This window comes from Neisseria shayeganii 871, from assembly GCF_000226875.1.
In the GTDB taxonomy this organism is placed as follows: domain Bacteria; phylum Pseudomonadota; class Gammaproteobacteria; order Burkholderiales; family Neisseriaceae; genus Eikenella; species Eikenella shayeganii.
The window spans coordinates 1-1,243 of sequence record NZ_JH164935.1 but is presented as its reverse complement, the minus strand read 5'-3'; the positions used below and the strand labels follow the sequence as shown (position 1 = coordinate 1,243).

Annotated in this window: 1 protein-coding gene and 2 pseudogenes; 2 read left to right on the top strand and 1 reads right to left on the bottom strand. The window is 60.7% G+C overall.

Going from position 1 to position 1,243, the window contains the following annotated elements; genetic code table 11:
* Positions 1-82: 82 nt before the first annotated feature.
* Positions 83-952 carry a ribosome small subunit-dependent GTPase A gene (gene rsgA, locus HMPREF9371_RS10845; RefSeq protein WP_009120196.1) on the top strand — a complete coding sequence of 290 codons (870 nt, stop codon included), beginning with the start codon at positions 83-85 and terminating at the stop codon, positions 950-952.
* A gap of 11 nt (positions 953-963) precedes the next feature.
* On the opposite strand, the pseudogene HMPREF9371_RS12845 reads toward rsgA, so the two are convergent.
* Positions 964-1,130, bottom strand: a pseudogene (locus HMPREF9371_RS12845) (lipoprotein signal peptidase).
* Positions 1,131-1,137: 7 nt separating this feature from the next.
* Between HMPREF9371_RS12845 and HMPREF9371_RS12690 the strand changes: the two are divergent.
* Positions 1,138-1,243, top strand: a pseudogene (locus HMPREF9371_RS12690) (IS5/IS1182 family transposase); the annotation flags it as partial.

Sequence of the window (1,243 nt, the reverse complement as noted above, 5' to 3'; positions counted from 1 at the left end):
CAGCCGGCAAGTGTGCCGCCGCACGGCTTATGCCGAGGCGCAAAACTTGTTATGATGCCGCCTTTTGCCGCTCCGGCCGCCTATGTCCGACCACACCGCCCAAATCATCACCAGCTACGGCCGCCGTTTTATCGTGCGCACGCCCGACGGCCGCACCTTTGATGCCACCACCCGAAAAAAGCGGGTGGATTTCGCCTGCGGCGATTTCGTCTGCCTCACGCCTGTCAACGACGAACAGGCGGTGATTGAAGACTACCTGCCGCGCCAAAGCCTGCTCTACCGCCAAGACGCCTGGCGCACCAAGCTGATTGCCGCCAATGTCAGCCAGCTGCTGGTGGTGCTCGCTGCGGTGCCCACGCCCAGCGAAACCTTTCTCCAGCGCGCCCTGCTGGCCGCCGAAGCGGCCGACATCCGTGCCGTGATTGTGCTGAACAAGGCCGATTTGCCCGAAACTGAAGCGTGGCGTGGAAAGCTGGCGTTTTACGAAAACTTGGGCTATCCGCTGCTGGTGTTGAGCGCCTTGGCGCAGGCCGATGCCTTGTGGCCGGTGTTGCAGGGGCACACCAATATCCTGCTCGGCCAAAGCGGCATGGGCAAGTCCACCCTCACCAATGCACTGCTCGGCAGTCAAACCGCGCGCACCGGCGACATCTCCACCGCGCTCGATTCCGGCCGCCACACCACCACCCACGCCCAGCTCTACGACCTGAACGCGGACACCCGCCTGATCGATTCCCCCGGCCTGCAGGAGTTCGGCCTGCATCACCTGGCCGCGGCCGATCTGCTGCACTATTTTCCCGATATGCGCCCTTGGGTCGGCGCCTGCCGCTTCCACAACTGCACCCACCGCCAAGAGCCGGGCTGTGCCGTTAAAGCGGCGGCCGAAGCCGGTACGGTGTCGCCGGCCCGTTTGGCTTTTTTGCAGCAGATTACCGATGAGCTTTTGCGGTGAGCCAAGCGGTTTCAGGTAGCCTGAGATCTTTGCAAAATCTCCAGATGTGGATGCAGTTCAAGGCGTAGCAGTGCAGCGAACGTGAACGCCAGGAATCCCCGTGGGACAGACATATCAGATAGATAGGCAAGTGAGCAGCACACAACGCAGAAATGCGCCGCAGATGGAGATTTTGCAAAGGTCTCCTGCTGCCTTTGTTGAAAGGCGTAGCCCAAGAGACGACTGTTTATGCCGATAAAGGCTATGACAGTATGGAAAATCGGCAACATCTGACAGAACATCGGCTGGGGG